We start from the raw sequence: 5135 nt of genomic DNA, 5'->3' as shown, positions 1-5135 counted from the left end.
ACAAACGAGAGGCTATTGCATATTTGCAGGGAGCGGCGATCTGCCACGCCGTTAAGCCTGAGCCTGAAAAACCTGCTCAGGCTCAGGCTATCCCCTGCAATTCCGATAGGAAGGAATTGATTTCCTCTTCGCTACAATACCTTACTGGAATCACCGATGACCTGACCGACTGGACACTCTGGAAGCAGATTGAGAATGGCCGGGAGCATCGCTTTGCCAAAGATGCTGCTGGCGTGATCCAATGGGAAATATGGTACGCGATGAGAAAGGTAATTATACCACCATTGAGTTGAATATTACCTGGAGGGCCGGAACCCTCTCCGAGCAAAAAGAAAGGATTTTATACGGTGATGAGGCTTGAGGATTTTATCAGGCTGATGGAAGGGGTAAAATGATACGAGTGAAAAATGAGCTACTTGAACGTTATATAGCGCAGTCTAATACCACAGTTGAGATACTTGAAATTTTGTCGGGTCAAATGAATGATATCTTCCGGCAGATCACAGCAGGGGCACCAGCAGAGAAAACGGCAGTGGTCAAAGACCTATGGATAAAGACAGTCGATGCAATAAATGATGTTCTCCTAGAGAAAGGCACTATGAGCCAGTTTAAATCAGCTTTGGATGCCTGGGGGAAAGCACAGCTTGAAGCTATCGACCTGGTAAAACCAAAAAAGAAACGTCAGTACAGGGTTAGATTAACCAAGAGACAGAAGCGGTTTATCGAATATTGCAGTCGGGGAGATTCAGCGGCTAAAGCTGCACGACGGGCCGGTTATTCGCCACGAACAGCCCGGCAGATTGGGTATGAAAACCTGAGAAAACCTCATATTACACAGCATATTCCGGTTGAATTAAGTAAGCTGGATCGTTCCTAAACTTTTAAGTAAGGTATGTCAGGTTAGATTGTGTTTGTATCTGCAAGGTATACGGTCGAAGATAGTCTTTCCCTCCCCATTTCATGGTTCAGGGAAAATTGTTATCTGTACCAGGGTGGCCTGGGGGCTTTCGAATGGACAAGCGAAAAGAGGGGCAAAATTGCCAGTATTTTCTTTGCGGTAAATGCTGACGAGGGCCTTCCGGGAGATAGCTTTATCATACTTGCTTACAGTGTAACAGATAAACTGACAGGCCAAAAGGAAGAAATCACAGAGAGAATTGACATCGGCAGCACTCCCTGTCATTTCGGAGGGGTGAGGTATTGGTTCGTTTGCCCCTCTTGCAGACGAAGAGCAGGCAAACTTTATCTTGCTCCTGGAACCAGGCATTTTCGTTGCCGGAATTGCGCTAACCTTACCTATCGCTCTTGCCAGGAGAATGATAAGCGGGTGAATGCCCTGGCAAAAAATCCTGAATCGATAAAAGAGATCATGGATTCACGCGGCAAGAATTTACTTTTGGCTTTAAAGGCTACACTCAAGCATCTTGAGAAAGCACTGCACAACGGATCCCTTATTCCTTAATCAGGGGCCTGAGAGGCTCGGAAATCGATCGTTTTGCCCTGGGGGTAAACAAATTAACCCGGTTTTCTCATGCCCTTAAAATGGCTCCTAGGGGCCTTTCCTGGGGTGTTTTGACCTGGCTTGTGGATTATTTTTCCTGATTTCTGGTGGGAAAACTCAAAACATCCCCTGAAAATCTGTCCCTAAAATCGGCCATTTTTACCCTTCTAGTGGGAAAACGTACCTCAAAAAAAGGCCATTGGTGGGAGAAAATTTCCAGTCTATGGCCGGTGGGAATGCAAAAATTCCGCTCTTTCATCGTGATAAAATCAATAAAGATAGTCACTTCCAGATCATTTTCCCTTGCAAGTTTACATAATAAAGCATATCGGACTGTGCTTTGTTTACAAGGTCTGGCTGGCTGTTTCGATTTATCCCACCAGATCGATGGTGATTTATTTTCCCACCAGATGGTGAAAGGAACGGGTATTTTAGGGCGGGATTTCTTACTTTTTGGTGATCGGGTAAAACTTGCAGGTTGATTCGGTGGGATAAATTTTGTGCTTGATTATTGAATAATACAAGTCTATACTGTCTATAATTACTAAAAAATCATACAGAAAGGAGAAACATAAATGGAAAAAAGTCATCAAATTATCATGGACGATGATCTTTGGAATGAACTTAAGGTATTAGCGGCCAAAGAGAGAAAAAGCATAAAGCAAAAATTGACTGAAATTATTGAAAATGAACTTAGGTCAAAATATCCTAAAAATGAACCAAAGGTGGCCACAAGATGAGCATCGAGGCAATAGAACTGTTCGATATCTTCTCTGAGACCTTCGGCAAGGAAAAAGCTCAGGCAGCGGTAAGGGATATTGAAACCCTGATAAGTGACCATAAGCGGGAATTGGCAACGAAAGAGGATATCCGGGAAGTAAAAGGGGATATCCGGGAAACCGAGCTTAAGCTGACCAAAGAGATTGAATCGGTCAAGCTGGAAATAGAGAAGGTCAGATCGGAGATCGAGCAAGCAAAATCCAGCACGGTCAAGTGGGTTGTCAGTTGGGTTGCCGGTCTTTTGATTGCCTATACAGCAGCTATTTTCACTTTGCTTACCCTGATGAAATAGAAGCGGTCCCGGAAGGTGTTACAGCACCATTCCAGGACCTGGCCGCACATGGTTTAACGCGGTCCCTCCATGTACGGTTGATTGTATCTTACCACAGAGGGACCCTCCACGAGGAGGGAATATGAATCACCATCCTTCAGATGTACCAGAAAACGTTTCCATTCCCAGGAAAAAAGAGCCTGACATTACCGCTTACCTGACAACTCCAGAGCTTGCTGAACTCTGCGAGATCGGAGAGGCGCGGGGGGCAATCCTGGTCATACAGCAGTATCTAAACTCAAGGGAAGGGGCAATATTCAAGCTGGCTCGATCCCGTATGCCTGACGGTGGGAGGGCTTGCCCATGATCGACCAGGGGAGAGATGACAGCCTTCTCCTTGGGGCTTAATTGACGTTCACCCCTGGCCAGGTTTACGGTGATCCTGGCCGGGGGTATTTATATGACACGACTATAACACAGATATGACACCAATATGACGAGTGAAAAAATAACTGAATATAAAGAAGAATTACAGGCAAAGGATAAGGCACTTGAGCAGGCCAAGGCGGAATGTGACCGGCTCAGGGCCGAAGTCGAGCAAAGGAAAGGCAAGTCATGACAATCAATAAATTTCGCTCATTTCTCTACTCATTAGCCAGAATACTTGGAGACTTCCAGGCGGTCCGGCGCGGGAAGGTGGGCCGAAGGATCGGGCGGAGGATGGCCGGTAAGGTGACAGGAAGGATGTTGCGGAGAATCTTCAGATAAACGCTGCCCTTGGGTAAGCGTCATGAACTCACCGACAAGGCTCTTTGTCTGCATCTAGGAGGCCGGGCAGCATAACATTTACTGAATGCAGAGAGGATGCAGGAATGAATTTACTACACTCCCTTTTAACAGGAACAATAGAAAATCAAGAGGCTTATCGCCTATGGTATGAGTACCTGAAGCTAAACAAGGATTATGAAAAAATATGCTATGTCGTGAGGGAGTCTACAAAATTAATTGACCATGAACATGAATCATTGTTTATGCGTCAGATCGAGAATCTTGGATTTAATCAAGTCAAAAACCTCACCCTCGTTTTTTGGGACTGGGGAGATGTTCATAACCTCTCATGGGAGGAAAAGCTTTGTGATATTCAGCAGCGGATGTATCGATATCAGCCACCTAAAGATATTCTCCCCTTTCCGAACCTGCCGACATTCTTCCCGGAATTCTCAAAAATTCTGCGAGACCCTAATTTCTTTACCATTGGAATTCCTCTGAATGTGCCCATAGATGACCTGATGGAACAAATTAGGTTGATTATAAGCAAGAAACAAGAAGAGCTTAAGATAAATCCCATCAAAAAACATCCCCGTTTTCCCTTGCCAAGCAAAAGGCTATCTGAAAGCGATCTCAAAAACCTTCGGCGATACCTGGAAGTCTATCACCTGAGAGAAGTTGAAAAGCTCAACTGGAAAGATGTTATACAAAGAGTTAATGCTGATAACGGAATCCATAAAAGTATTCATCTCAAAGTGTGGCAGCGAGAAAGAGACAATGCAAGAGATATCATTGAAAATGTTGGGAAAAATATCTTTCCGGGGGAATATGGGCAGGTAAAGGAAAGGAAAAGATGACTACCTTTGATTTGAGGTAGTCATGACTACTCAGAATAATCAGGTAGTCGTCATATTTTGTTTGCTTCAAAAAAATAAACAAATTATGCTCCAAAAAACTTAAGGGATCGAAACGACCATCCCGCAAAGATAACCGTCTCGATCCCTTAGCTGTGATACCAGTATGTAGGGCGGTATCATGCCCCGTTATACGGGTGTGCCCCGTTTTTTTAGTTGTATCACTGTTTGTTGGTTTTCGCAAGATCAAGATACGGAGAGCAGACTAATGGCAGAGCAGGTTGATAAGCAACAAGCAATCGAGGCAATAGCCTCAGCCAAGTACCAAGGCAGATCTGGTAAGGATTACCTGCAAGGGCAGGTGCCGGATTGGGATATTGGCCTATGCCGTATTATGGCCGGACTGGGTATAGATGCTGACCGGATCGATCAGCTTATCCGACAGGCTCCGGCATGGCCAGGCATCGCCAACAAATGGGACAATTACCCCGATGACCAGGGCCGGACATATGGTAAGCGGACCATATTGCTGGCCACAGCAGCAAGCAGAGGTAAGCAGGCTCAGCCAGAGCAGCAAGCCAAACCAGTAACACCGAGCAGGCCACAACCAGCAAGCGTAGCGGAGTTGATGCAGCGGGATATACCACCGATCCAATGGATCATACCTGGCTTGTTGCCACAGGGCCTTACCATACTGGCGGGCAAACCCAAGGTTGGCAAGAGCTGGCTGTCTTTGCATTGGGGACTCGGTGTGGCCTATGGGGGCAAAGTGTTAAGCTCCGTAGATGTACCACAAGCCGACGTGCTCTACCTGGCGCTTGAGGACTCGGACCAGCGATTAAGGGAGAGGATCGGCAAGCTTACTTGTGGATCGGCGGTACCGAGCAACCTGTATTACTGTACGGAGTGGCCATGCTTGCCACTGGCAGCAATAGAGCTTACGGATTGGCTTACCGATCAC

The 5135-nt window shown here is 46.0% G+C and carries 11 protein-coding genes; 10 read left to right on the top strand and 1 reads right to left on the bottom strand.

The features are described from left to right. The 8 genes from AB1611_14610 to AB1611_14575 form a co-directional block, all read left to right on the top strand. On the top strand, positions 1 to 293 hold a 293-nt coding region (locus tag AB1611_14610; protein ID MEW6380822.1), incomplete at its 5' end, for a hypothetical protein. 98 nt (positions 294 to 391) lie between these two features. Beyond that, a complete protein-coding gene (locus AB1611_14605) occupies positions 392 to 877 on the top strand; it encodes a terminase small subunit (GenBank protein MEW6380821.1) in 486 nt (161 codons plus the stop codon). Between the two features lie 30 nt (positions 878 to 907). Next, positions 908 to 1462 carry a hypothetical protein gene (locus AB1611_14600; GenBank protein ID MEW6380820.1) on the top strand — a complete coding sequence of 185 codons (555 nt, stop codon included), beginning with the start codon at positions 908 to 910 and terminating at the stop codon, positions 1460 to 1462. 146 nt (positions 1463 to 1608) lie between these two features. Next, on the top strand, positions 1609 to 1983 hold the full coding sequence (locus tag AB1611_14595) for a hypothetical protein (GenBank protein ID MEW6380819.1): 375 nt from the start codon (positions 1609 to 1611) through the stop codon (positions 1981 to 1983). 93 nt (positions 1984 to 2076) lie between these two features. Then, a complete protein-coding gene (locus tag AB1611_14590) occupies positions 2077 to 2241 on the top strand; it encodes a hypothetical protein (protein MEW6380818.1) in 165 nt (54 codons plus the stop codon). Next, the gene (locus AB1611_14585) at positions 2238 to 2573 is read left to right on the top strand and encodes a hypothetical protein (GenBank protein ID MEW6380817.1); all 336 of its coding nucleotides are present in this window, start codon (positions 2238 to 2240) and stop codon (positions 2571 to 2573) included. The genes AB1611_14590 and AB1611_14585 overlap by 4 nt, the downstream gene beginning before the upstream one ends. A 121-nt stretch (positions 2574 to 2694) precedes the next feature. Continuing rightward, entirely contained in the window at positions 2695 to 2919 is a 225-nt protein-coding gene (locus AB1611_14580; GenBank protein MEW6380816.1) for a hypothetical protein, read from the top strand. Between the two features lie 126 nt (positions 2920 to 3045). Then, positions 3046 to 3171, top strand: coding sequence for a hypothetical protein (locus tag AB1611_14575; protein ID MEW6380815.1), 126 nt, complete (start codon positions 3046 to 3048; stop codon positions 3169 to 3171). Positions 3172 to 3203: 32 nt separating this feature from the next. On the opposite strand, the gene AB1611_14570 is transcribed toward AB1611_14575, so the two are convergent. Further along, positions 3204 to 3344, bottom strand: a complete 141-nt coding sequence (locus tag AB1611_14570; protein MEW6380814.1) for a hypothetical protein — start codon at positions 3342 to 3344, stop codon at positions 3204 to 3206. Between the two features lie 80 nt (positions 3345 to 3424). Here AB1611_14570 and AB1611_14565 point away from each other — a divergent pair, with 80 nt between their 5' ends. Next, positions 3425 to 4177, top strand: a complete 753-nt coding sequence (locus AB1611_14565; GenBank protein ID MEW6380813.1) for a hypothetical protein — start codon at positions 3425 to 3427, stop codon at positions 4175 to 4177. 265 nt (positions 4178 to 4442) lie between these two features. Then, on the top strand, positions 4443 to 5135 hold a 693-nt coding region (locus tag AB1611_14560; GenBank protein MEW6380812.1), incomplete at its 3' end, for an AAA family ATPase.

Source organism: bacterium, from assembly GCA_040755755.1.
Classification (GTDB): Bacteria; SZUA-182; SZUA-182; order DTGQ01; family DTGQ01; genus DTGQ01.
The sequence above is the reverse complement of the archived record's forward strand: the minus strand, read 5'-3'. Positions and strand labels throughout refer to the sequence as shown.